The organism is Inquilinus limosus DSM 16000, from assembly GCF_000423185.1.
GTDB classification, from domain to species: domain Bacteria; phylum Pseudomonadota; class Alphaproteobacteria; order DSM-16000; family Inquilinaceae; genus Inquilinus; species Inquilinus limosus.
In genome coordinates this window covers 50481-75566 of the sequence record NZ_AUHM01000015.1, presented here as the reverse complement: position 1 = coordinate 75566, position 25086 = coordinate 50481, and the positions used below count along the sequence as shown (strand labels likewise).

Genomic DNA, 25086 nt, shown 5'->3' with positions numbered 1-25086 from the left:
CCCTGGGCGACCCCCTGATCGGCCGTTTGGTCGAGCGGCCCAGGCACGCTCCGGCTCTTCAGATCGACGTTTCACCGCACGCAATCTACGGGCGGTCAGCGTCGTTTTCATGACATGGACCGATTGCCGTAGAACGATCGGCAGGCGCAGATCACACGCCGATCCCTTGCACGTCGCGGGGTTCGGATGATCCGGCCCCTTTCTCAGCCCGGCATCAGCGAGACCAGCAGCCGGCCGGTGCAAGCCAGCGGCTAGGCCCTGTGACCGTATGCCGATGCGCCCTTGCCCATGCGGTCCGCTCCGCGGCGCTCGCGTGCGGTCAGCAGCCGGTGTGGCCCGCCGGCAACGGATCGCGGCCGCAACAAAGTATACATTTTTGTATGTATGTTGCTTTTTTTGGCGGGAATAGGGTTTCGGCGGTCTCAGGCGCCCGGCCGAAGCGGCCAGCAGGCCAACCCGACTGTGCCTTCCACGACACAGATCACGGCGGCAGACGGACGGAGGGTGTCCTGAGTGATCGCGCCCCGCATCGATGCGGGCAGAGGGAGGCAGGATGAAGCAGGTACTGCTGGGGGGCACGGCGCTGGCCGCTGCCGCGTTGGTCGGGACCATGCCGGCGTCGGCGGCCGATCAGAACGTGACGTCCGGTCTGCAGTTGAAGATCACGGGGTTCGTCGCCGCGCAGTCGGCGCTGGTGATCTCCAACACCGACCACTCCGAATTCGACCGCGACTACGATTTCCAGACCAATGCGCGGATGCAGTTCGACATCAAGAACGTCACCGATTCCGGCCTGGAATACGGCGGCCGCATCCGCTTCGACTCGGTCAACCGGCGGGACGGCGTCCAGGTCGACCGCACCTATGTCTATGTGAAGGGCAGCTTCGGCACCATCACCTTCGGTGACGGCCCGACCGTCGCCGACGATTTCGGCTACATCTACGCCCATGACGAGCTGGCCGGCGCCATCGGTGCCGGCGGCATGGATTTCGGCGACCTGCTGGATGGTGACTTCCCGCTGGGCGGCGGCCAGTTCTACTCGATCGATGCGACCTATCTCGGCGGCCTGGCGAACGACGACACGCGCATCAAATACACCTCGCCGACGATCGGCGGCTTCAGCTTCGGCGTCGACTTCACGCCGGTCGTGGGCGGCTCGACCCATGCCGGCCCGGGCGGCCGCAATGACCTGATCAACGACGACAGCACGCTGTACGAGAACGTCGTGACCGGCGGCGCGGCCTGGGACGGCGATATCGGCGGCGGCGTCGGCCTGCGCCTCGCCGCGACGGCCGCCTACGGCAACGGCGTCACCACCGACAACAATCCGGAGCATCACGATCTCGAGGCCTACACCCTCGGCGGCCGGGTCAAGTCGGGCGGCATCGCCGCCAGCGTGAACTGGACCCACTATTCCAGCCTGTACCTGACCAGCAAGCCGGTGGACACCGTCATCGGCGACCTGAGCTACCAGTGGGGTCCGTTCCTGACCTCGGTGTCCTACGCCTACACCTGGGCCGGCAACAACAACGGCCTCGAGCAGCCCGACACCGGCGCCACGAACCTGGCGGACAACCATATCGCCGGCGTGAACCTGACCTACACGCTCGCCCCGGGCCTGAACACCTATGCGGAGGTCATCTACGAGAAGCAGAACTTCCGCGAGGGCAAGGATTTCGAGGCGACCAACCTGCTGACCGGCATCAACCTGGCCTTCTAGGCCTCGGGCCGAGCCGCCTCGACAGCCGGCCGAGAAGACCGGACGCGACAGACCACTCCCAACGGTCTCTGTCTCGTTCCCTCCTAGGCTGAAAGATCGCGCCGGTCGATGGGGGATGCGCGGCGCTGCCGGCCGCGCATCCCCTTTCCTGTCCGGCGCCGATGCGAGCCGGGCGATGGCGAGCAGGGGCGGGCGGACGCCCCCTCCCCTGCCCGGGCAAGGGGCCGCCTGTCAGCCCGGCGTCAGCGAGACCCAGTAGCCGGGCCGGTACTCCACCGGCAGGAAGCGCTCGTGGAAGCTGCGGAAGGTGGCGTCCGGGTCGAGATCGGCGAACAGCTCCGGATGCAGCCATTTCGCCAGCGCCTGGATCGCCACGAACTGGTAGGGGCTGTCGTAGAACTGGTGCCAGATGGCGTACACCCGGCCGGTCTGCGTTGCCGGGATAGTGGTGAAGGCCGGCCGCTTCATCAGCGCCTCCAGCCGGGCGCGGGCCGCGTTCCGGTCGGCGCCGGGGCCGACGCCGACCCAGGCGCCGGCGGTCTCGTACAGCGTCCAGTTGCTGCCGGTGACGACCACGACATCCGGCTTCGACGCCACGATCTGCTCCGGGTTCAGCGTGCCGAAGGTGCCGGGGATCAGGTCGCGGGCGATGTTGTCGCCGCCGGCCACCTCGACCATCCGGCCGAAATTCTCGTTGCCGAAGGACATGCAGCATTCGTCGCTGTAGCCGCCGGCGCGGTCGATCATCACCTTCGGCCGCGGCCCCTTATAGGACGCCAACCGGCTCGTGACCTTCTCGATCTCGGCGCGGCGGAAGGCGATCAGTTCCTCCGCTCGCTGCTGACGCCCGATCACCTGACCGAGGATGCGGATGCTCTTTTCCGCATTCTCGAAGGGCTTCTCGCGGAAATCGATGAACACCACCGGGATGCCGACGGCGGCCAGCTTGTCGATCAGCCCGCCCTCGTCGGTCGCCAGCTTCGATTCCAGGTTCATCACCACCACGTCGGGATGCAGCGACAGCGCCTGCTCGACGTCGAAGGTGCCCTCCTTGGCACCGCCGAAGCGCGGCAGGTCGGCAATGAAGGGGTATTTCGCGCGGTAGATCTCGTAGCCGTCGCGGTCGGCCTTCTCGAGATCGTCGCGCCAGCCGACGACGCGCTGGAACGGCGCCTCGGTGTCGAGCGCCGCCAGCAGATAGATCTGCCGCCCCTCGCCCAGAATGATCCGCTTGGCCTCCGCCGGGACCTGCACGGTACGGCCGGCGACGTCCTCGACCGTCTGGGTCTCGGCCGCCGGCGCCGTGCCGACGGCGAACAGGAGCAGGGCGGCGGCCAGGCCGAGGGAACGTCGGGATATCATGAGGGCTGGTCCGATGTGATGTGTCGTGTCGGGCGCACCCAATGGATCAAGTGAAAGTGATTATCAATAGCTATTTTCTCCGTCATTGCTAGCGCAGCGAAGCAATCCAGGGCCGCTCGCACCGGCTCCTGGATTGCTTCGTCGGCTTCGCCTCCTCGCAATGACGAAAAAGGGGCCAGCGCCCTACAGCACCGGCCAGGGGCGCTGCGGGCCGCGGCGGTCCTCATAGGCCTTGGCCAGGCGCAGCACGCCGAGATCGTCGAAGCGGCGGCCGACGATCTGCAGCCCGATCGGCGCCCCGGCTTTCGTATAGCCGCAGTTGATCGAGACCGCCGGCTGCTCCGACATGTTCCAGAAGACGGTGTAGCCGATATGCTCGAACGGCTTCTCCGGATCGTTCAGCGGCGAGGCCCATTCCGCCGGGAAGCTCGCGACCGGCGCCGTCGGAGACAGCACGAAATCCAATGAACTGAACAGCTTGGCGGCCGCTTTTCTCATCTCCATCGTGCGGTTGAAGCCGCGGACCACGGCGAGGCCGGAGCGCCGCGCCCCCGATTCCGCCCAGGCGCGGATATAGGGCAGGATCCTCGCCCGCCGCTCCTCCGGCAGCCTCTCGACATCGTCCCAGGACCGCGCCCGCCAGAAATCGTCGAGCCCGTCCAGCATCTCGCGGGTCAGGATCGCCGGCACCGGCTCGACCACGGCGCCGGCGGCCTCGAACAGCCGGGCCGCGGCGGTCACCGCCTCGCCCACCTCCGGGTCCAGCGCCATGCCGGCGCCGATATCCATCATCAGGCCGATGCGCAGCCCCTTCGGGTCGATGGCGAGGTCGGACCAGTCGATCTCCGCCGGCGGCAGGCCCATGCCGTCGCGCCAGTCCGGCCGCGACAGCACCGACATGGCGAGCGCCGTGTCGGCCACGGTTCGCGTCATAGGCCCGGCGACGCGGCCGACATAGGGCGGGTCGATCGGGATGCGCCCGAGGCTGGGCTTCAGCCCGACGATGCCGCACCAGCCGGCCGGCAGGCGGACCGACCCGCCGATATCGGTGCCGATGTGGATCGGGCCGTAGCCGGCCGCGGCCGCCGCCCCGGCCCCGGCGCTGGAGCCGCCCGGATTGGTCGACAGGTCCCAGGGATTGCGCGCCAGCTTGTGAAAGCTGGAGAGGCCGGAGGACAGCATGCCGTAATCCGGCATGGTGGTCTTGGCCAGGATGACGGCGCCGGATTCGCGCAGCCGCGCGGCCGGCGGCGCGTCCTCCTCCGCCGGCACCAGCGCCGTGGCGGCGGTGCCGACGGGCACCGGCACGCCCTTGGTCGCGATGTTCTCCTTGATCGTCACCGGCACGCCGTCGACGGGCCCGAGCGGCCGCCCCTCGGCCCAGCGCGCGGCCGAGGCCGCGGCGGCGGCGCGGGCGCCGGCCGGGTCAAAGGCCCACAGCGCCTGCAGCTTCGGCTCCCAGGCCTCGATCCGCTGCAGCACCGCCTCGGTCACCTCGACGGGCGACAGGCTGCGGTCGCGGTAGCGGGCGACGAGGTCGACGGCGGACAGATCGGCAAGCGAGGTCATGCGTCACCGGCTGGGCAAGAATGAGATGACCCGCCCAGATAACCGGAAATTCGCCGCCCGACCAAGCCTAATTGCCGGACATTTCCTGTCCGCGCGAGGGATTCCGGCCGAGCCCCTACCCCGGCTCCTCCTGGAACGCCTCCTCGCGCTTGCGGCGGATCGCCGGGCTGATCATCACCAGCAGCACCAGCACGGTCAGCGCCAGAAGGGTCCCGCTGATCGGGCGGGTGACGAACACCAGCGGGTCGCCGCGCGACAGCAGCAGCGCCCGCCGCAGATGCTCCTCCATCATCGGGCCCAGCACGAAGCCAAGCAAAAGCGGCGCCGGCTCGCATTCCAGCTTCACCAGGATGTAGCCGACCAGGCCGAAGACGACGGTCACATAGACGTCGAAGACGTTGTTTCTGAGGCTGTAGACGCCGATGCAGCAGAACACCAGGATCGCCGGGAACAGCAGGTGGTAGGGCACCTTCAGCAGCCGCACCCAGATCCCGATCAGCGGCAGATTCAGCACGATCAGGAAGAAGTTGCCGATCCACATCGAGGCGATCAGGCCCCAGAACAGGTCCGGCTGCTCCGTCATCACCAGCGGCCCGGGCTGGATGCCCTTGATGATCATGGCGCCGACCATCAGCGCCATCACCGGGGTCGGCGGGATGCCGAGCGTCAGCATCGGGATGAAGGAGGTCTGGGCGCCGGCGTTGTTGGCCGATTCCGGCCCGGCCACGCCCTCGATCGCGCCGCGGCCGAATTCCTGCGGCCGGCGCGAGAGCTTCTTCTCCAGCGAATAGGCGGCGAAGGAGGACAGGATCGAGCCGCCGCCCGGCAGGATGCCGAGCAGCGAGCCCAGCCCGGTGCCGCGCAGGATCGCCGGGACCATGCGGCGCGCATCCTCGCGCGTCGGCAGCAGCCCCGAGACCTTGCGCACCATGACCTCGCGCAGATGCTCGTTCTCCAGGTTGCGGATGATCTCGGCGATGCCGAACAGTCCCATCGAGATGGCGACGAAGTTGATCCCCTCCGCCAGATCGGGGATGCCGAAGGTGAAGCGCGGTTGGCCGGTCTCGACATCCTGCCCGACCATGCCGAGCAGCAGGCCGAGCGCAATCATGCCGAGCGCCTTCAGGACCGAGCCGTGCGCCAGCGCCACCGAGGCGACGAGGCCCAGCACCATCAGCGAGAAGTTTTCCCAGGGGCCGAACTCCAGCGCGACCTTGGCCAGAGGCGGCGCGAACAGCGCGATCAGCAGGGTCGCGACCGTGCCGGCGAAGAAGGAGCCGATGCCGGCGGCCGCCAGGGCGGCGCCCGCCCGCCCCTGCCGCGCCATCTGGTAGCCGTCGATCGCGGTCACCACCGAGGCCGATTCGCCGGGCAGGTTGATCAGGATCGCGGTGGTCGAGCCGCCGTATTGCGAGCCGTAGTAGATGCCGGCCAGCATGATCAGGGCCGAGATCGGCGGCAGCACGAAGGTCGCCGGCAGCAGCATGGCGATGGTCGCGGTGGGCCCCAGGCCCGGCAACACACCGACCAGCGTGCCCAGCAGCACCCCGACGAAGCAGTAGCCCAGATTGACCGGCGTGAAGGCGACGCCGATGCCGAGGATCAGGTCATTGAGGAGATCCATCGCCGCGCCTCAATTCCCGAACCAGCGGCCGAATTCCGGGATCGGCAGCCCGAGCCCCCAGACGAAGACAGCGACGCAGAAGATGGCGAGGGCGACCGCGGCCGCAGCTGCGACGGGCGCCCGGAACCGGACGCTGGCAGCGGCGCCGACGAAAGCCACCACCAGCACCGAGAGCACCAAGCCGCCGCCGCGCAGCAGCAGGCCGAACAGCAGCATCGCCCCCAGCACGACCGCCCCGCCGCGCCAGGCCCAGCGCCCGACGCCCTCACCCTCCAGCACGAAGGACCGCGCCAGGGTGATCAGCCCGATCAGGGCCAGGATCCCGGCCAGCATGGTCGGGAAGTAGCCCGGCCCCATCTTGATGGCCCGGCCCATGGAATAGCCCTGGGCGATCCAGCCGAAGGCCGCGGCCAGGGCCAGGAAGACCAGCCCGGACCAGAAGTCCTTGGGGTGGCGGATGGAGAGACGCATCGGGACTCCTGGATCCGGCGATGAGACGATGAATGCGGCTCGCGGCCGGCGCTCAATCCGCGTAGACGCCGGCGGCCGTGATCACCGGCTGCCATTTGACGATCTCGGCCTTGAGATAGGCGTCGAGCGCCGCCGGGGTCGCCTGGTCGAGCGGCACCGGCTCGGTGCCCAGATCGGCGAAGCGCGCGACCACGTTGGGGTCCTTGAGCGCCGTCTGCAGCGCCGCCGCCAGCTTGTCGATCACCGGCTGGGGCGTGCCCTTGGGGGCATAGAGCCCGTGCCAGATGCCGATCTTGAAGTTCGGCAGCCCGGCCTCGGCGGTGGTCGGCACGTCGGGCAGCGACGGCACCCGCTTCTCGGTGGTGACGGCGTAGACCTTGATCTTGCCGCCCTTGATCTGGCTGGTGGTGTTGGTGGTCTGGTCGCACATGAAGTCGAAGACGCCGCCCAGCAGGTCGTTCATCGCCGGGCCGGTGCCCTTGTAGGCGACGGTGGTCAGCTGCGTGCCGATCGCCTCCATGAACAGCATGCCGCAGAGATGCGAGGCCGAGCCGACGCCCGCATTGGCGATCGTCACCTCGTCCTTGTGCGTCTTCGCGTATTCCACCAGGTCCTGCATCGACTTCGCCTCGAAGTCGCCGCGGGCGACGAAGGTCATCGGCACGTCGGTGACCAGGCCGATCCCGGCGAAGGCCTCGCCCGGCTTGTAGTCGAGGTTGCGGTAGAGCGTGGCGCTGGTGGCCTGGCCGATATGGTGCAGCAGCAGGGTGTAGCCGTCGGGCTCCGCCTTGGCGACGCGCGAGGCGCCGATGGTGCCGCCGGCGCCGCCGACATTCTCGACGATCACCTGCTGGCCGAGCGCCTTGCTCATCGGCTCGGCGACCAGCCGCGCCACCGTGTCGGTCGGCCCGCCGGCGGCGAAGGGCACGACCATGGTGATGACGCGGTTCGGATAGTCCTGGGCGGCGGCCGGCAGGGCGAAGGCGAAAGCCGTGGCGGCAAGCATGCCGAGGCCGATCCGGCGGGAAAGCTTCATAGACGTGACCCCCTTCGTGTCATGAACCCGGCCGATTCTCTCGACCTTCAATTTTATGCAATCTAACCTGTCTATCCGGGATGGCACAGTTGCTTTTCCGGCCTCTGGCGCGGCAGCCGGGCCCATGCCAGTGTCCTGACATGCTGCGCCCGAACTTCTACGTCCATCCGTCGCTCGACCGCGCCGGCCGCTTCCGCCGCGACGCCGAGTGGATCGCCCGCATCACCGTCAGCCAGCACACCCGGATCGTGCCGGTGTGGCAGGGCCGCAACCTGATCGCCGGGCCGCCGGAGGCGCCGCAGGCCGCCTTCCTGCCGGCGACCGAGGCCTGGTGGCGCGAGACCGCGGTCGAGACCGTGATGCTGGGCGTCAGCGGCGAGGTCACCTATCTGGCGGTCGACGTCAGCGGCCTCGCCGACCCGGCCGCCGACCCGGCGCTGTCCGGAGTCGGCAGCTTCCTCGACCTGCGCGCGGTCGGGCCGCTGCTGCCGCACGATGAAGGCGCCCTGCTGGCCTATGCCCGCGGCATGGTGTGGTGGCATTCGCGCCACCGCTTCTGCGGCGTCTGCGGCCAACCGACGGTCAGCAGCGACGCCGGCCACCGCCGCGACTGCACCAACCCCGCCTGCGGCGTGCAGCATTTTCCGCGCACCGACCCGGCGGTGATCATGCTGATCCATGACGGCGACCGGGTGCTGCTGGGCCGGCAGAAGGCCTGGCCGCCGGGCATGCATTCGGTGCTGGCCGGGTTTCTCGAGCCGGGCGAGAGCCTGGAGGACGCGGTCCGGCGCGAGGTGCTGGAGGAGGCGGGGATCCGGATCGACGATGTCCGCTACCACTCCAGCCAGCCCTGGCCGTTCCCGCAGTCGCTGATGGTCGGCTTCACCGCCCGCGCCGTGACCGCCGAGCTGCAGGTCGACCAGGACGAGCTGGAATCGGCCGCCTGGTTCGAGCGCGGCTGGCTGCGCCGCCATGCCGACGACGAGAGCTTCCGCCTGCCCCGCCGCGACAGCATCGCCCGGCGGCTTCTGGAGGATTGGCTGGCGGAGGGGTAGCAGCCCCTCCGACGCTCAGTCGTCCGCGGCGATCTGGCTCGGGTCGCGGCGGAAGGGGTGCGCCGGGTAGACGCCGAGCATGTGGAAGTTGCGGGTGAAGAACTGCAGCTCCTCCAGGGCGAAGCGCAGCGCCTGGTCGTCCGGATGGCCCTCGACATCGGCGTAGAACTGGGTCTGGCTGAACCGGCCGCCCAGCATGTAGCTCTCGAGCTTGGTGATGTTCACGCCGTTGGTGGCGAAGCCGCCCAGCGCCTTGTAGAGGGCGGCCGGCACCGAGCGCACCTCGAACACGAAGGTGGTCATCACCGGGCCGTTGTTCGGCGGCGGCCGCACCGGGTCGCGCGACAGCACGACGAAGCGGGTGGTGTTGTGCTCCGCATCCTCGATGTCGCCGGCCAGGATCTCCAGCCCGTAGATCTCGGCCGCCAGCCGGCTGGAGATGGCGGCGATGCCGGGGTCGCCGCGCTCGGACACCATGCGGGCGGCGCCGGCGGTGTCGGCATGGGTGACCGGCTTCAGCCCGCGGGCGCGCAGCCACTGCCGGCACTGGCCCAGCGCCTGGACATGGCTGTGCACCTCGCGGATGTCGGTCAGCTTGGCGCCGGGCAGCGCCACCAGCTGGTGGTTCACCCGCAGGAAGTGCTCGCCGATGATGTTCAGACCGGATTCGGGCAGCAGGTGATGAATGTCGGCGACACGGCCGGCGATCGAGTTCTCGATCGGGATCATGCCAAGATCGGCCCGGCCGTCATGGATCGCCGCCAAGGCCTCCTCGAAGGACGGGCACGGCACCGTCTCGGCATCCGGGAACACCTGGCGGGCCGCCATGTCGGAATTGGCCCCGGGCCAGCCCTGGAACGAGATCCTCTTGCCGGTCATCGGGCGGCTCCTTCCGCGAGCAGGCGCCGGGCGCGCTCCAGCTCCTCCTGGGTGTCGACGCCGAGCGGCACGGTGTCGACGACGGCGACGTCGATCCGCATGCCGGCCACCAGCGCCCGCAGCTGCTCCAGCTTCTCGCGCCGCTCCAGCGCCGCCGGCGGCAGCGTCACATAGCGCTCCAGCGCCGCCCGGCGATAGGCGTAGAGGCCGATATGGTGCAGCAGCGGCCCCTCGCCCGACGGCGCCGTGGTGCGGGTGAAGTAGAAGGCCCGGCCGGTCCGCTCCCCCTCCTCCCGCTCGACGATCGCCTTGACGATGGCCGGGTTGGTCTTCTCCTCCTCGCGCACGATCACCGCGGCGAGGGTGCCGATATCGACCGCAGGGTCGTTCAGCAGCGCCACCGCGGCCCGCGGCAGGGCGGGGTCCAGCGTCGGCAGGTCGCCCTGGACGTTGACCACGATGTCGTGCCGGCCCTCGGGATCGACGCTGCGTAGCGCCTGGGCGATGCGGTCGGAGCCGGACGGCAGGTCCGGGTCGGTCATCACCGCGGTGCCGCCCGCCGCCTCGATCGCCTCGGCGATCGGCCGGTCGCCGCAGGCCACCACGACGGGGCCGAGATTGGCGGCCACCGAGCGGCGCCAGACATGGACGATCATCGGCTCGCCGTGGATGTCGGCCAGCGGCTTGTTCGGCAGGCGGGTCGCGGCCAGGCGCGCGGGGATGACGACAATCGGGTTGGTCATGATGCCGCGTCATCCTCCCTTGCCGCGGCGGCGTCAAGTGCGCCCGAACGCGGCGAAGCGGAAGGCAACCCCGCTGCCGAGCCCGACCGTGGCCGCCACCGCAGTGTCGCAGCCGGACATCGCCCCTTGCCAGACCGCTCGCAACGCCTCTACAAGACGCGCGGACTGCTTGGTCGAATCGGCCTCGCGTGTCCGGGAGGGCAGCAGTGCTTCGGAGCGAGATCCGGCATGGAATTCAATAAAATATTCGCCGCCGTCCTGCTGGCCGGCATCATCGGGATGGCGACCGGCATTGTTGCCGATATCCTGGTCTCGCCCGAGCCCCTGAAGGAAAACGCATTCAAGGTCGACACCAGCGCGGTGGCGCCTTCCGCCCCGGCCGAGGGCGGCGGGTCCACGGCCCCGGCCATCCCGCCGATCGCGCCGCTGCTGGCCAGCGCCGACCCGGCCAAGGGCCAGCAGCTGTCGAAGGCCTGCACCGCCTGCCACACCTTCGAGAAGGGCGGCCCGAACAAGGTCGGCCCGAACCAGTGGAACCTGGTCGGCTCTCCGATGGGCCACAAGGAAGACTTCAACTACTCGTCGGCGATCAAGAAGAAGCACGAGGAAGGCGCGCACTGGACCTATGAGGAGCTGAACGAGTTCCTGGCCGCGCCGAAGACGCATCTCCCCGGCACGACCATGACCTATGCCGGGATGAAGAGCGAGAAGGACCGCGCCGACCTGATCGCCTGGCTGCGCACCAATGCCGACAACCCGCAGCCGCTGCCGAGCCCGGATGCCGGCGCGCCGGTCGAAAACGCCCCGGCCGGCGGGACCGCGCCGTCGGCCACCACCCCGCCGTCGAGCGGCGGCTGATCGCCGCAGCCCGGCCTTTCCGGGACGGGACCGCCACGCGCGGTCCCGTTTTCGTTTGGCTTTATTCCGCGTCGTGAGATTTCCTAAATTCCGACCGATCACCGGCGCCGTGGCGGCGCCGGACCGCCGGCCCGGGAGTCTCATGCGCCTCGTCAATGCCCTCCTGCTCGCTCTCGCCCTCGCCGCCCCCGCTGCGGCCCAGGAACCGGCGCCGAGCCACGCCCTGGCCCTGTTCGGGCAGCCGAAATACCCCGCCGGCTTCACCCATTTCGACTATGCCGACCCGGACGCGCCGAAGGGCGGCAGCCTGGTGCTGAGCACGGTCGGCACCTTCGACACACTGAACCCGATCCCGATCGGCACCTGGCCGCGCTCGATCGGCCTGCTCTTTGATTCGCTGATGGTCGAGAGCCAGGACGAGACCGGCGTCTATTACGGCCTCCTGGCCGAGAGCGTGACGGTGGCGGACGACGCCTCCTGGGCGGTATTCGCCCTGCGGCCGGAGGCGCGCTGGCACGACGGCGTGCCGGTGACGGCCGAGGATGTGGTGTGGAGCTGGGAGGCGGTGCGCGACAAGGGCTGGCCGTTCCTGAAGTCCTTCTTCCGCGACGTGACCGGCGCCGAGGCGCTGGACGACCGCCGGGTGCGCTTCACCTTCGCCAGCCGCGACACGCGGAAGCCGATCGGCCAGGTGGCGTCGGTGCTGCCGATCCTGCCGAAGCACTGGTGGACCGCGGCGGGCCGCGACGTCGGCCAGAACACGGTCGAGCCGCCGCTCGGCAGCGGCCCCTACCGCATCGTCTCGGTCGACCCCGGCCGCACCCTGGCCTGGGAGCGCGTGCCCGACTACTGGGGCCGCGACCTGCCGGCGGCCCGCGGCCTGTGGAACTTCGACCGCATCCGCTACGACTACTACCGCGACCGCGATGCGGAGTTCGAGGCGTTCAAAGGCGGCAACTCCGATTTCCGGCAGGAATTCACCTCGCTGTTCTGGGCCACCGGCTACGACATCCCGGCGGTGCGCGACGGCCGCCTCATCCGCGCCGAGATTGCCAGCGAGGATCCCCGCGGCATGCAGGGATATTTCTTCAATCTGCGCCGCGCCCCTTTCTCCGATCCGAAGGTGCGCGAGGCGCTGGGCTGGCTCTACGACTTCGAATGGGTCAACAAGACCCTGTTCTTCGGCCTGTACGACCGCATGACCAGCTATTTCAACGCCGAAGGTTTTCACTCTTCCGGCGTGCCGGAGGGCGAAGAGCGGGCGCTGCTGGAGCCGTTCCGCGGCCAGGTGCCGGACGCGCTGTTCGACACCCCCTTCGCCCTGCCGAAGACCGACGGCAGCGGCAACATGCGCGACGCCATGCGCACCGCGCTGCGCCTCTTCAAGGAGGCAGGGTGGGAGCAGCGCGACGGGGTGATGACCAACATGGCCACCGGCGAGCCGATGCGGTTCGAGATCCTCGACGACAGCCCGCAGTTCGAGCGCGTGACCCAGCCCTTCATCGACCGGCTGCGGCAGCTGGGCATCCAGGCGACCCTGCGCATCGTCGACGCGGCGCAGTACCAGAAGCGCTACCAGACCTTCGATTTCGACGTCACGATCTTCGCCTACACCTTCTACCCGCCGCCGGGCAGCGAGCTGCGCGGCTATTTCGGCTCCGAGGCGGCGGGGATCGAGGGCTCCGGCAACGTCATGGGCATCCGCAACCCGGTGGTGGACGCGCTGATCGACAAGGTGGTGGCCGCCCGCGACCTGTCGTCGCTGCAGGTTGCGACGCGCGCGCTGGATCGCGTGTTGTTGTGGAACCGCTATGCGATCCCGCAATGGGGCAAGACCGACGCCTGGGTGGCCTATTGGAACCGGTTCGGCATGCCGAAGACGCAGCCGTCCCGCAACTTCGGCGACCCGAACGGCGTCGCCTTTCCCTCGACCTGGTGGATCGATCCGGCGAAAGATGCGGCGCTGAAGCGAGGAGGCTGATGATGACAATGCTGACGCGACGGAGCTTCGCCCTCGGGGCGGCCAGCCTGCCATTCCTGCGCTATGCCCTGAACAGCAGGCTTGCCCACGCCGAAGCCGCTTCCGCCGGAAAGACCTATGCCCTTACCGAGCTGAAGCTGCCGCCGAAGTATCCTGCCGACTTCAAGCACTGGGATTACGTCAGGCCGGACGCTCCCGTCGGCGGGTCACTGCGCCTCGCGGCCTTCGGCACCTTCGACAGCCTGAACAGCCTGATCACCCGCGGTACGCCGGGCGCCGGCCTCAATCTTATCTACGATGCGCTGATCGCCGCCAACGCGGACGAACTGACCGCGTATTATGCCTATGTCGCGCACAGCATCGAACACGCCGAGGACAATTCCTGGATGGTATTCAAGATGCGCCCCGAGGCGCATTTCCACGATGGTACGCCAATGACGGCGCACGATGTCGTGTTCACGCACGAGACCTTGCGCGACAAGGGTGCACCGCGGCTTCGGATCCGCTTCTACGCCGATGTCGACAGGATCGAAGCCCTGGACGATCACACCGTCCGCTTCAGCGCCAAGTCGCTGCAGAACCCCAATCTGCTCATGGCGATCGCCACCTTCCCGATCCTGCCGAAGCACTGGTGGCAGAACCGGACTTTCGACGACCCCGTCCTCGACCCTCCTCTCGGCAGCAGCACCTACAAGATCAAGAGCGTCGATCCGGGGCGCTCGATCGTATACGAGCGGGTACCTGACTTCTGGGGACGTTCGCTGCCACAGAACGTCGGTCTCGGGAACTTCGACGAGATCGGCTACGATTATTACCGTGACAACAACGTCATGTATGAAGCACTCAAGGCCGGTGCGTTCGACTTTATCGAGGTCACGCAGAGCCAGGAATGGGCGACCGGCTTCACCAATGTTCCTGCGGTCAAGGACGGCCGCCTCATCCTTGAAGCGCTCCCTTCGGACGAGCCGGCCAATTTCGCAGGCTTCTGGTTCAATACCCGGCGGCCGCAATTCCGTGATGTCCGGGTCCGGGAGGCCTTGGCGCAGTTCTATGATTTCGAGACGGCGCGGCGTACCATCCACTACAACCTGTTCAAGCGGGTCGACAGCTATTTTCCCAATACGGATTTTGCAGCCACTGGTGTGCCGGAGGGCCGTGAGCTCGAGATCCTGAACCAGTTCAAAGGCAAGATCCCCGACAAGATTTTCACCGAACCTTTCCGGCTGCCGACGACGGACGGCAGCGGCAACATCCGTGCGAACCTTGCGCGAGCAAGAGATCTTTTCTCTCAGGCGGGCTGGACCGTTCAGAACGGCACACTGGTCGAGACTGCGACCGGCCAGCCGATGGCCTTCGAGATCATGTTCACCTCCCAGCCGACGGAGAAGATCGTCAACGCCTTCATCGCCAATCTTGCCCGTGGCGGGATCAAGGCAACAGCGCGGCTTGTCGATGTGCCACAGTACATCAACCGAATGGACAACTATGATTTCGACATGTCGGTCACGGCGCTGAACATCTTCTATCCTCCCGGGCAGGAGCTCCGTGGAGCATGGAAGTCGGAAGCTGCCGACGAGAAAGGCAACGAGAATATGACGGGGGTCAAAGACCCCGTAATCGACGCCCTAGTCGAGATTGCCGTAGCTGCATCGACCTGGGACGAGAAGGTGGCCGCGTGCCGCGCGCTTGATCGGTATCTGCTTTGGAACTGGCTGACGATCCCGACTTTCTACGACGATACCCATCGCCTCGCTTACTGGAAGATGTTCGGGAGGCCGGCCACCCGGCCGAAGTACGGCGTCGGATTTCCGGACAGCTGGTGGTTCGACGGCTCCGATCCCCGATCTCTGCGGGGGCAGCGCCGGTGAGAAGCATCCGTCGTGCACATAGTCGCCTCCTTCGCGCCCTGGCAAAAGCCTGACCGATGCTCGCCTATATCATCCGGCGCCTGTTGCTGATCATCCCGACCCTGTTCGGGATCATGGTGGTCAATTTCGTCATCGTGCAGTTCGCGCCCGGCGGGCCGGTCGAGCAGATGATCGCGCAAATCCAGGGCACGGCCGCGGACGCGATGGGCCGGGTCACGGGCGGGGGCAGCGATTTCGGCGGCGCGGCCAACAATGCCGACCTCGGCGGCAGCGCCGCTTCCAGCAAGTACCGCGGCGCCCAGGGGCTGGATCCGCGCTTCATCGCCGAGATCGAGAAGCAGTTCGGCTTCGACAAGCCGCCGCTCGAGCGATTCTACCTGATGATGCGCGACTATCTGAGCTTCGATTTCGGCCGCAGCTACTTCAAGAGCGCGCGGGTGGTCGATCTCGTCGTGTCCAAGCTGCCGGTGTCGATCTCGCTCGGCGTGTGGACCACGCTGCTCGTCTATCTGATCTCGATCCCGCTCGGCATCCGCAAGGCGGTGCGCGACGGCTCGCGCTTCGACGTCTGGACCTCCGGCGCCGTGGTCATCGGCTACGCCATCCCCGGCTTCCTCTTCGCCATGCTGCTGATCGTGCTGTTCGCCGGCGGCCGCTACTTCGCCTGGTTCCCGCTGCGCGGCATCGTCTCCGACGGCTGGGCGATGATGCCGTGGTGGCAGCAGGTCCTGGACTATCTCTGGCACATGGTGCTGCCGATCAGCGCCATGGTCATCGGCGGCTTCGCCACTCTGACCATGCTGACCAAGAACTCCTTTCTCGACGAGATCGGCAAGATGTATGTGCTGACCGCCCGCGCCAAGGGGTTGTCCGAAGGGCGGGTGCTGTACGGCCACATCTTCCGCAACGCCATGCTGATCGTGATCGCCGGCTTCCCCGCCGCCTTCATCAGCGTGCTGTTCACCGGCGCCCTGTTCATCGAGGTGATCTTCTCGCTCGACGGGCTCGGCTATCTCGGCTACGAGGCCGCGATCCAGCGCGACTATCCGGTGGTGTTCGCGACGCTCTACGTCTTCACCCTGCTGGGCCTGGTGATGAAGCTGGTGCAGGACGTGACCTACACGCTGGTCGACCCGCGGATCGACTTCGAGGCCCGCAATGTCTGAGGCCGCATTGTCCCCGGGGCGGGATTTCGCCCATCCGCGCTTCCTCGGCTTCCGCATCCGGCCGATCACCGCCCGCCGCATCGCCAATTTCCGCGCCAACCGCCGCGGGCTGATCGCGCTCTACCTGTTCATCGCCCTGTTCCTGGTCACGCTGTTCGCCGAGTTCATCGCCAATGACCGGCCGCTGCTGGTCAAGTATGATGGCCACTACTACGTGCCGGTCCTCGCGACATATCCGGAGACCGCCTTCGGCGGCGAGTTCGAGACCGAGGCGGATTACCGCGACCCCTATGTGCAGGATCTGATCAAGGCCAAGGGCTGGGCGGTCTGGCCCCTGATCCCCTTCTCCTACCGCACCATCAACTACGACCTGGACCAGCCCGCGCCCTCCCCGCCCTCGGCGGTGAACTGGCTCGGCACCGACGACCAGGGCCGCGACGTGCTGGCCCGGCTGATCTACGGCCTGCGCCTCTCGATCCTGTTCGGCCTGACCCTGACCGCCATCGCCTCGGTCATCGGCGTCTTCGCCGGCGCGGTGCAGGGCTATTTCGCCGGCTGGACCGACCTGATCTTCCAGCGGGTGATCGAGATCTGGTCAGGCATGCCGCAGTTGTACCTCTTGATCATCATGTCGTCCTTCTTCGTGCCGGGCTTCTGGACGCTGCTGTTCATCATGCTGCTGTTCGAGTGGATGAGCCTGGTCGGCGTGGTGCGGGCGGAGTTCCTGCGTGCTCGCAACCTGGACTATGTCCGCGCCGCCCGGGCGCTGGGCCAGCCGGACCGGGTGATCATGTGGAAGCACGTGCTGCCCAACGCCGTGGTCGCCACCGTCACCTTCCTGCCCTTCAACCTGACCGGCAGCATCAGCCTGTTGACCGGCCTCGACTTCCTCGGCCTCGGCCTGCCGCCGGGGTCGCCCTCGCTCGGCGAGCTGGTCAGCCAGGGCAAGGCCAACCTGCAGGCCCCGTGGCTCGGCTTCACCGCCTTCTTCTCGCTCGCCATCCTGCTCAGCCTCCTCGTCTTCATGGGCGAGGCGCTGCGCGACGCCTTCGACCCGCGCAAGACGGTGGCGGCCGGCGGCCCGGCCGCCGCCTCCACCCCCGTGATCGACGCCAAGGCCCAGACGCCATGACCCAGACTCCGACCTCCGGCGAAAGGCTGCTCGAGATCCGCGACCTGGCGGTCGAGTTCCGCATCCCCGGCGGCGCGGTGCCGGCGGTGAAGGGCGTGTCGCTGCATCTCGACCGCGGCGAGACCCTGGCGCTGGTCGGCGAGAGCGGCTCGGGCAAGTCGGTCACCGCCCTGTCGGTGCTGCAGCTGCTGCCCTATCCCAGCGCCCGGCACCCCAAGGGCAGCATCCGCTATCGCGGGCAGGAGCTGCTGGGCGCGCCGGAGAAGGTGCTGCGCGAGGTCCGCGGCAACAAGATCGCGATGGTGTTCCAGGAGCCGATGACCTCGCTGAACCCGCTGCACACGATCGAGAAGCAGGTCGGCGAGGTGCTGTCGGTGCACAAGGGCATGGGCAAGGCCCAGGCCCGCGCCCGGGTGCTGGAGCTGCTGCGCCTGGTCGGGCTGCCGAACCCGGAGCAGCGCCTGAACGCCTATCCGCACGAGTTGTCCGGCGGCCAGCGCCAGCGGGTGATGATCGCGATGGCGCTGGCGAACGAGCCCGACATCCTGATCGCGGACGAGCCGACCACGGCGCTGGACGTCACCATCCAGGCCCAGATCCTGGAGCTGATGCAGAGCCTGCAGCGCCGCTTCGGCATGGCGCTGCTGCTGATCACCCACGACCTCGGCGTGGTCCGCAAGATGGCGGACCGGATCTGCGTCATGAACAAGGGCGAGATCGTCGAGCAGGGCGAGACCGAAGCCGTCTTCGGCGCGCCGCAGCATCCCTACACCCAGCGCCTGCTGGCGTCCGAGCCCAAGGGCAACCCCGCCCCTGCCCCGGCCGACGCCCGGACCGTGGTCGCGGCCAGCGAGATCAAGGTCTGGTTCCCGATCAAGGCCGGCGTGCTGCGCCGCACGGTCGACCATGTCAAGGCGGTGGACGGCATCGACGTCGCCGTGCGCGAGGGCCACACGGTCGGCGTGGTCGGCGAGAGCGGCTCGGGCAAGACCACGCTCGGCCTCGCCCTGCTGCGCCTGATCTCCAGCCAGGGCTCGATCCGCTATGGCGACCGCGAGCTGCAGGGCCTGCAGTTCCGCGACATGCGGCCGCTGCGGCGGGAGATGCAGATCGTCTTCCAGGACCCCTACGGCTCGCTCAGCCCGCGCATGTCGGTGGCCGAGATCATCGAGGAGGGGCTGCAGGTGCACCGCATCGGCGGCTCGGCGGCGGAGCGCGAGCGGATGATCGTGGCGGCGCTGGAGGAGGTCGGGCTCGACCCCGCCAGCCGGCACCGCTACCCGCACGAATTCTCCGGCGGCCAGCGCCAGCGCATCGCCATCGCCCGGGCGATGGTGCTGAAGCCGAAATTCGTGGTGCTGGACGAGCCGACCTCGGCCCTCGACATGTCGGTCCAGGCCCAGATCGTCGACCTGCTGCGCGGGCTGCAGGAGAAGCACCGCCTGGCCTATCTGTTCATCAGCCACGACCTGAAGGTGGTGCGCGCCCTGTCGGACGAGGTGATCGTGATGAAGAACGGCAAGGTGGTGGAGCAGGGTTCGGCGACGCAGATCTTCGAGGCGCCGCAACACCCCTACACCCAGGCCCTGCTGAAGGCTGCGCTGGAGCTGAAGGCGGCGGACACGCCGGAGATCGCCGTTTGATACCGGCGGCCCGAAACGTTAACCCGTCATGGCGAGCCCCGAAGGGACGTGGCCATCCAGCGGCACCGGCCCCTGGATCGCCACGGCGTTGTGCGCCTCGCGATGACGGAAGTGGGCCGGAAGACCACTCCCAAGAACCGCCGGCCTAAGCCGCGCCTCCGCGTCCGCCGGCAGCCGGTCAATTCCTGCGCGGCGGCAGCCTGATGCCGGGATTGGTCGAACCGATATCGTCCCGCGGCACGCCGTCGATCCAGTCGCTCAGCTGCGAGATCGTGGTCGGGTTCCAGGTGAAGCCGCGGACCTCGGTGTCGACCATGTAGCTGTCGTCGTCGATGTCGACCATCATCCAGTTCGTGGTGCGGTCCGACAGCTCCCGCAGCATGTCGTTGGGCAACTCCTCCTTGTTGTAGAGGATGTAGTCGAAGAACTCCCGCTTCTCTTCCGGGGTGTCGTAGCCGCGGTACTCGGCCAGCTGCTCGAGCAGCGGGAACAGCGGCCGCCCCATCGCCTCGTCGGAGGCGCCGAAATCGTCCCGGCCCTCGGCCAGGATTTCGGCGCGCTCCGGATCCACCGGCGGATCGAGATTGGCCAGGATCGCCCGCGTGTCCCCCTCGAAATACTCGCGCTGCTTTTCGCTGGACTGCCAGTGCAGGATGCTGGCGCCGGCCAGCCAGACGGCGGCGGCAGCCCATCCCACCGGGCCGGCCCAGGATGTACCCGCGAACGCAACCGTGGCGACGGATGCGAGGCCCATCGTGGTCCAGACGCCTCCGCCGAGATAATTGCCGTTCGAGAACTCGATGGTCGCCGTCCAGGCGGCGACTCCCGCGGTGAGGACCGAGGACGCCGTGCCCAGGGTGCGATAGACGCCCGGCCCATCGACATAACCGAACCGGGTCATGCGATCCAGCCGTCCACCCTGGTTGAACAGGCTGGGAAGGCCGGTGGCCGGCCGGACATGCCGCCCCTGCGGGATCAGGAGGCTCTGGATGCCGGCCGCGGCCCCACGCGACACGTCCATGCCGGCCAGGAGGCCGAAGACCGCCGCCCAGGCCTTGTCGTCGGGTCGGTCGGACGCCGCGAATTCGCGGACACCCCAGATGTTCAGCGCGCCGCTGATCCCCGCAGAGGGAATCGCCGCGGCCCGGCGGCCAAGCAGCCCCTCCCGCGGCTCCGCCCCGCCGCCGGCTGCATTCACGCGGTCGGCGATGGCCTGCGTGATCGGCGACGGCGGCGCCAGAACGGTGGACACCAGCAGGCCCGAATTCTTGATCTCGCGCGAGACGAAGCCGCCGCTGGGGCCGTTGGGCTGGCTGTTCTCCAGCGCCTCCAGCGTCATCAGCAGCGCCGCGCCCTGCACCGGCTCGTCGCGCAGGGCGTTCAGCGCCTCCGCCCGGTCCTTGCCCTCCAGCCCGTCCAGCACCTCCTGGACGGTGGGCGGCAGGGACGTCATGCCGGGAGGCAGCTCGATGATGTCCGCATCCGGGTCGTCCAGCTGCCGCTGGATCCGGTCGTAGGTGTCCAGGACATCTCCGAACACGGCATCGAATTCGGTGTCGGAGATGTCCCGGTAGAGCGTCGCATACTGCTCGAACTCCGGGATGTCCTGCAACTGCCGCTCCACCTCCGCCAGCGTCAGGGCCTCCGGCGGCGCCGACATTCCCGCCATCGCGACCTGGACCATCGGCGCCGGGGCGTCGTCTCCGTCATCCTCGCTGCCGACGAGGAGATGGCGCAGATCCCCCTTGGCGTCCGTCAGGCGCTCATAGCCTTCCAGGTTCTCGCCTTCCAGGTGCCGCAGGGACTCCGGCAGCGCCTCCAGAACCGCGTCCGTGGACATGGCGCCGGCGAAGAGCCGCTCGAATTTGGAGACCGTCTCCGGATTGTCCTCGAGCTTGCCGTCCTGGACGGTCTGGATGGCGTCGGCCAGCTCCTCCTCGTCCCGCAGCCCCTCCAGATAGCTGCCGGCCCATTGGGGATCGCCGATCAGGCGCCCGTATTCCTCGGTCGCCTCCCGCGCCTCCGGCGTCAGGTTCTCCACGCCGAAGGCCACGGTGTGGAGCATGTTGTCGGCGGCCTCGTCCCAGCCCTCCTCCGCATAATGCGCCGCCATGGCGACCCCTAGGGTCGCGCCGTCGCCGTGGCTGATGCTGTCGACGATCGCTGTCCGCAGCGCCATGTTACCGCCGGATGCATTGGGCATATCCCGGTCGAGACCGCCGGTGTTCGCATCCGCCATCAGCGCCGCGAGGCGAGCGACACCGTCGCTGATCTGCATGCGGCCGTCATCGTCGACGGGAGCGGAGGCGCCGGCCTGCGTCGCGACGACGTTCAGGTTGCCGATCAGCTCCTTGTCCTCGTCCGAGATGTCTCCATCGCGCAGCGGATGGACGATCTCGGCCAGCCGCGAGGTCGGCGGATTCTCTTCGTCCCCATAATCTCCCGTCGCCGGCATCTCCGACAGCTCGACCAGGATCTGGTCGGCGCGATCGGGCGGCACGCCGGTCAGTGCCGTCTCCAGGGAGGCGCCGTCGGTCACCTGGCTGGCGGGATCGGCCACCATCACCTGGTGGCGCGCCGCTTCAAGCGCGGCGAGATAGTCCGGATCGACCTCCAGAGTGTCGGGATCCATCGGGCCGTAGAAGGACAGCTCGGCAATGAAATCCGCCGCCTCCTGGTCCATGTCGAAGTCGGAGGTCTGGGCCGGCGGGGGCGGATAGATCCGGCGCCGCAGCGCCTCCTCCACATCGCCCTGGAACGCGCTCCAATCGCCGCTCTCCACGGCCTGCGCGGCACTGTCGCGCAGGCCGGAGAACAGCCCGTTCATGTTCAGCCGGAAATCCTCGGCCCGGGAGTCGATCAGCTCCGAGAGGCCTTCCGTCTGCGGCAGCACCGCGCGCAGATGGGCGGTCCGCTCGTCGAGCGTCGCCTCGAAATCCTCCTGGTCCATCGTCCCGGCGATCGGCACCAGATCCGCGTCGATGAGGTCCTGCAGCTCGTTCTGCTCGGCCTGGGGCAGGTCGCCGATCGACTCCGCGCCGCCGGCGATCTCCGAGATCTGCTGCAGCCGCTCCACCCGCTCGTCGCTGAGGACGGTGATGACATGGGTCTCGGGCAGGCCGTCCGGATCGGCCTCCAGCTCGGGATTGAACCGGGTCAGAAGCTCGGCGTACTGCTCGGCATAGTCCCGGTCCGGGTCGAAGCCGAGGCGCTGCGCCACGGCGGGGTCGAGATTTTCGTCATAGCCCAGGCCTCGCGCGATCTCGGTCAGGTTGTCGCCCTGCTGCGCCCGGTATGTGATCTGGCCGTCGGTACTCTTGTTCGCCGGGTTGCTGCCGTCGAGCGCCTCCACCGGCTCCTTCCCCGGCGCCGCGTTGTAGGCCGGGACGACCGTCCCCGGGCCTTGTCTGTTCCGGTCCAGAGTCTGGTTCCAGAGCGTGGCGGAGGTGTTGTGCCTGAACCGCTCCGTCTGCGAAGGGCCACGGTCCTGCAATCCCGCAATAGTCGTCATCAGCCCCTCCCGAATACAGATCCGGTCGCCGATCGACAGACTCTTCGATCAGCGACAGAACGGTGTTCACCGAAGTTCTGGAGCGCTCAATCTTGCAGATTTGAGAACCATCTATGACATCAGGACTTCGTTCACACAACAGGAAAATTGTAATGATTATGTCATAGTTTCGCGAAACCTGGCGCGACCGCTCTGAATTCAGGCTCCGCCACCTCCGCATTGCGGAGTATCTCCGGCCGGTGACGGCACCGGGTCTGGTGGTTGCCGCCGACGCCGTCCAGGTCCATAGATGCGATATCGAGGAACAGCGACTTCGGGACTGGATCCATGGCGAGCGTCGATCTGAACTGCGACATGGGCGAAGGCTTCGGCGCCTGGGAGATGGGCGACGACGCGGCGATGCTGGAGATCGTCACCTCGGCCAATGTCGCCTGCGGCTTCCATGCCGGCGATCCGATCGTGATGCGGCGGACCCTGACCCTGGCGCGCGACCGCGGCATCGGCGTCGGCGCCCATCCCGGTTTCCTCGACCTCTGGGGCTTCGGCCGCCGCGTCATCCAGGGCGAGACGCCCGAGGACATCGAGGCCCATGTCGTCTACCAGATCGGCGCCATCCAGGGCATGGCCAAGGCCGTCGGCCACCGCGTCACCCATGTCAAGGCGCATGGCGCGCTGAGCAACATGGCGATGGTCGACGACGCCCTGGCGCTGGCGATCGGCCGGGCGATCAAATCGGTCGACCCGGCCCTGGCCTATATGGTCCTGCCCGGCACGGCGCTGGAGCGCGCGGCGCTGGAGCTGGGCTTGCCGGTGGTGCGCGAGGTCTTCGCCGACCGCACCTATGAGGACGACGGCACCCTGACCTCGCGCAAGATCGCGGGGTCGGTGATCCACGACGCCGACCTGGCGGCCGAGCGGGTGCTGCGCATGGTCGAGGAGCAGGCGGTCACCAGCCGCAGCGGCAGGCGCATCCCGGTGCCGGTCGACACGGTCTGCGTCCATGGCGACACGCCGGGGGCGGTCGGCATCGCCCGCCGCATCCGCGAGCGGCTGGAGAAGGCCGGCATCCGCCTGGTGGCGCTGAAGGACCGGGCGGCCTGACCCGGCGATGGCTTGGAATCGTCCGGAATTCGCCGAAAAGGCACCGGAGGACTCCACGCCTCCGCAGCAGACGACCGTTGCAGAGCATGCTCTTGTAACCGAACCTTAACACGTCCATCTCCGGAGCCGCGGGCCGTCCGATGCCCGCATCGCCGCCCTGCCGTCCGGAGACGGAAATGATCAACCGCCGCAGTGTTCTCGCCAGCATGGCCCTGGCCGTCGCCGGCCTGTCCGTGATGGCCGCCGACGTCCCGGACGGGCCGACGCGCGGCGGCGACGAGGCGCCGGTCAAGCCGGGCGTCGTCTACGCCCTCGGCGACAAGCGGGACGGCGGCTTCAACGAGGGCGCGCTGCACGCGCTGGAGTTCTTCCGCAACGAGACCGGCGAGGCCTATCTCGAGGCCGAGCTGAAGCAGGTCGGCGATTTCGCCGGCGCGGTCGACAGCATGGTGCAACAGGGCGCCAACCTGGTCATCGCCGTCGGCTTCTACTACGCCGACGCAGTGAAGGCGGCGGCGGAGGCTCATCCCGAGACCCGCTTCGTCCTGATCGACGGCGTCGCCGAAGGGCCGAACATCCGCTCCATCGTCTTCCGCGAGCAGGAAGGCGCCTATCTGGTCGGCGTTCTGGCGGCCCTGGCCTCGAAGACCGGCACCATCGGCTTCGTCGGCGCCGCCGACATCCCGCTGATGCGCAAATTCGCCGACGGCTTCTCCACCGGTGCCAAGGCGACGCGGCCCGGGATCGCCATCCTCGTCGACTATGTCGGCGCCGATGCCGCCGCCTTCCGCGACCGGGACCGGGCGGGCGAGATCGCGCACGGCCAGATCGGGCGCGGCGCCGACGTGATCTTCGCCGTCGCCGGCGAGGCCAATCTCGGCGTGTTCCAGGCGGCGCGGGACGCCGAGAAGCTGGCGATCGGCGTCGACAGCAACCAGAACGGCGTGGTCCCCGGCACCGTCCTGACCTCGATGCTGAAGCGCGTCGACATCGCCGTGCTGCGCTCGCTGGACGACATGCGGGCCGGCACCTGGAAGGCCGGCGTGGTCACGCTGGGCGTGCGCGAGCATGCGGTCGGCTGGGCGATCGACCAGAACAACCGGCCGCTGGTCACCCCGGCCATGGAAGAGGCGGTCGAGGCCGCCCGCCGCGCCATCGCCGACGGCAGCATCACCGTGCCCGACCCGGCGGCCCGCTGAGCCGCCATCTCCCGTGCCGCCCGGCTTCGTCTATTTCCTTGGTGTTTCTCCTCGGTGTCATTGCCGGGCTTGACCCGGCAATCCAGAAGGTCTCGACGCTCTCTGGATGCCCGGGTCAAGCCCGGGCATGACAGCCCTAAATTGAATTGATTGTCTAAAATCGCCTTT

At 68.2% G+C, this 25086-nt stretch carries 18 protein-coding genes; 10 read left to right on the top strand and 8 right to left on the bottom strand.

The genetic code is table 11. The annotated features are described in order from the left end of the window. Nucleotides 1-553 precede the first annotated feature (553 nt). Nucleotides 554-1720 (top strand): porin, encoded by a 1167-nt coding sequence (locus G537_RS0115715; protein WP_026870933.1) that lies wholly within the window; start codon nt 554-556, stop codon nt 1718-1720. A gap of 231 nt (nt 1721-1951) precedes the next feature. Here G537_RS0115715 and G537_RS0115710 read toward each other — a convergent pair whose 3' ends face one another. From G537_RS0115710 to G537_RS0115690, 5 genes are all read right to left on the bottom strand, one after another. Next, nucleotides 1952-3082 carry an ABC transporter substrate-binding protein gene (locus tag G537_RS0115710; RefSeq protein ID WP_034851874.1) on the bottom strand — a complete coding sequence of 377 codons (1131 nt, stop codon included), beginning with the start codon at nt 3080-3082 and terminating at the stop codon, nt 1952-1954. A 183-nt stretch (nt 3083-3265) separates the two neighbouring features. After that, complete coding sequence (locus G537_RS0115705) at nt 3266-4651, bottom strand: amidase (RefSeq protein WP_026870931.1); 1386 nt, start codon at nt 4649-4651, stop codon at nt 3266-3268. Nucleotides 4652-4766: 115 nt separating this feature from the next. Continuing rightward, nucleotides 4767-6275 carry a tripartite tricarboxylate transporter permease gene (locus tag G537_RS0115700; protein WP_026870930.1) on the bottom strand — a complete coding sequence of 503 codons (1509 nt, stop codon included), beginning with the start codon at nt 6273-6275 and terminating at the stop codon, nt 4767-4769. 9 nt (nt 6276-6284) lie between these two features. Further along, the gene (locus G537_RS0115695; RefSeq protein WP_026870929.1) at nt 6285-6746 is read right to left on the bottom strand and encodes a tripartite tricarboxylate transporter TctB family protein; all 462 of its coding nucleotides are present in this window, start codon (nt 6744-6746) and stop codon (nt 6285-6287) included. A 52-nt stretch (nt 6747-6798) separates the two neighbouring features. Further along, a complete protein-coding gene (locus tag G537_RS0115690) occupies nt 6799-7782 on the bottom strand; it encodes a tripartite tricarboxylate transporter substrate binding protein BugD (protein ID WP_026870928.1) in 984 nt (327 codons plus the stop codon). Nucleotides 7783-7922: 140 nt separating this feature from the next. Between G537_RS0115690 and nudC the strand changes: the two genes are divergently transcribed. Further along, on the top strand, nt 7923-8837 hold the full coding sequence (gene nudC / locus G537_RS0115685; RefSeq protein WP_026870927.1) for an NAD(+) diphosphatase: 915 nt from the start codon (nt 7923-7925) through the stop codon (nt 8835-8837). Between the two features lie 15 nt (nt 8838-8852). Here the strand turns inward: nudC and G537_RS0115680 are convergent, their stop codons facing one another. Together G537_RS0115680 and G537_RS0115675 are read right to left on the bottom strand one after the other, a co-directional pair. Further along, nucleotides 8853-9716: a prephenate dehydratase gene (locus tag G537_RS0115680; RefSeq protein WP_026870926.1), complete on the bottom strand. Its 864-nt coding sequence runs from the start codon at nt 9714-9716 to the stop codon at nt 8853-8855. Further along, complete coding sequence (locus tag G537_RS0115675) at nt 9713-10459, bottom strand: 3-deoxy-manno-octulosonate cytidylyltransferase (RefSeq protein WP_026870925.1); 747 nt, start codon at nt 10457-10459, stop codon at nt 9713-9715. The genes G537_RS0115680 and G537_RS0115675 overlap by 4 nt, the downstream gene beginning before the upstream one ends. Before the next feature lie 228 nt (nt 10460-10687). Here G537_RS0115675 and G537_RS38210 point away from each other — a divergent pair, with 228 nt between their 5' ends. The 6 genes from G537_RS38210 (at nt 10688) to G537_RS0115640 (ending at nt 19107) form a co-directional block, all read left to right on the top strand. Next, nucleotides 10688-11317, top strand: coding sequence for a c-type cytochrome (locus tag G537_RS38210; protein ID WP_034851873.1), 630 nt, complete (start codon nt 10688-10690; stop codon nt 11315-11317). Nucleotides 11318-11459: 142 nt separating this feature from the next. Beyond that, nucleotides 11460-13298: an extracellular solute-binding protein gene (locus G537_RS0115660; RefSeq protein WP_026870924.1), complete on the top strand. Its 1839-nt coding sequence runs from the start codon at nt 11460-11462 to the stop codon at nt 13296-13298. Then, nucleotides 13298-15166: an extracellular solute-binding protein gene (locus tag G537_RS38205; RefSeq protein WP_051248459.1), complete on the top strand. Its 1869-nt coding sequence runs from the start codon at nt 13298-13300 to the stop codon at nt 15164-15166. The genes G537_RS0115660 and G537_RS38205 overlap by 1 nt, the downstream gene beginning before the upstream one ends. A gap of 56 nt (nt 15167-15222) precedes the next feature. Continuing rightward, nucleotides 15223-16332: a microcin C ABC transporter permease YejB gene (locus G537_RS0115650; protein WP_026870923.1), complete on the top strand. Its 1110-nt coding sequence runs from the start codon at nt 15223-15225 to the stop codon at nt 16330-16332. Next, entirely contained in the window at nt 16325-17464 is a 1140-nt protein-coding gene (locus G537_RS38200) for an ABC transporter permease (RefSeq protein ID WP_081688835.1), read from the top strand. Before G537_RS0115650 ends, G537_RS38200 begins: the two co-directional genes overlap by 8 nt. Then, on the top strand, nt 17461-19107 hold the full coding sequence (locus G537_RS0115640; protein ID WP_026870922.1) for an ABC transporter ATP-binding protein: 1647 nt from the start codon (nt 17461-17463) through the stop codon (nt 19105-19107). Before G537_RS38200 ends, G537_RS0115640 begins: the two co-directional genes overlap by 4 nt. Before the next feature lie 178 nt (nt 19108-19285). Here the strand turns inward: G537_RS0115640 and G537_RS0115635 are convergent, their stop codons facing one another. Beyond that, nucleotides 19286-22618 (bottom strand): hypothetical protein, encoded by a 3333-nt coding sequence (locus G537_RS0115635; RefSeq protein WP_155888628.1) that lies wholly within the window; start codon nt 22616-22618, stop codon nt 19286-19288. A 327-nt stretch (nt 22619-22945) separates the two neighbouring features. Between G537_RS0115635 and G537_RS0115630 the strand changes: the two genes are divergently transcribed. Both G537_RS0115630 and G537_RS0115625 read left to right on the top strand, forming a co-directional pair. After that, complete coding sequence (locus G537_RS0115630) at nt 22946-23719, top strand: LamB/YcsF family protein (protein WP_026870920.1); 774 nt, start codon at nt 22946-22948, stop codon at nt 23717-23719. Nucleotides 23720-23895: 176 nt separating this feature from the next. Beyond that, nucleotides 23896-24918, top strand: coding sequence for a BMP family lipoprotein (locus tag G537_RS0115625; protein WP_026870919.1), 1023 nt, complete (start codon nt 23896-23898; stop codon nt 24916-24918). Nucleotides 24919-25086 lie beyond the last annotated feature (168 nt).